Origin of the sequence: Pseudomonas sp. ICMP22404 (assembly GCF_006227205.1) — a bacterium.
Classification (GTDB): Bacteria; Pseudomonadota; Gammaproteobacteria; order Pseudomonadales; family Pseudomonadaceae; genus Aquipseudomonas.
On sequence record NZ_VCNG01000055.1, the window covers coordinates 1 to 657 of the forward strand.

Here is a 657-nt window from a genome sequence, read left to right on the forward strand (position 1 = left end):
TTCGCTCAGGGAGGTCTGGGCGAACAGGGTGCGCAGGTCGATCTCGGCGCCGAGGTCCTGGTGCAGGCGGGCTTGCAACTGCACGGTGAGCAGGGAGTGGCCGCCCAGTTCAAGGAAGCCGTCGTGACGGCCGACCTGGTCCAGGTGCAGCAGGTTCTTCCAGATCTCGGCGATGGCGATTTCGGTGTCACCTTGCGGTGCTTCATAGGCCTTGCTGGCGAGGGCTTCCAGGCCGGGCTCGGGCAGGGCGCGACGGTCGAGCTTGCCGTTGGCGGTGAGCGGCAGGGCGTCCAGGTGCACGAAAGCACCGGGCACCATGTACTCGGGCAGGTGCTTGAGCAGGGCGCTGCGCAGTTGCTCGGCACTGCTCGGTTCGCCGCACAGGTAGGCCACCAGGCGATTATCGTCCCGGGCAATGACCACGGCATCGGTGACCCCGGCACAGCCGAGCAGCACGTTCTCGATCTCACCCAACTCGATACGGAAGCCGCGGATCTTCACCTGGAAGTCATTGCGGCCCAGGTATTCGAGCGTGCCATCGGCCAACCAACGACCGAGGTCGCCGGTCTTGTACAGGCGGGCGTTCGGCTCACTGCTGAACGGATCGGCGATGAAACGCTCGGCGCTCAGCTCCGGCCGATTCAGGTAACCCCGGGC

At 65.9% G+C, this 657-nt stretch carries 1 protein-coding gene; it reads right to left on the reverse strand.

Annotated elements, in window-relative coordinates; translation table 11 throughout:
* Nucleotides 1-657, reverse strand: a 657-nt coding sequence (locus FGE05_RS29605; protein ID WP_139650435.1) for a phosphopantetheine-binding protein, incomplete at both ends; no start/stop codon positions are given.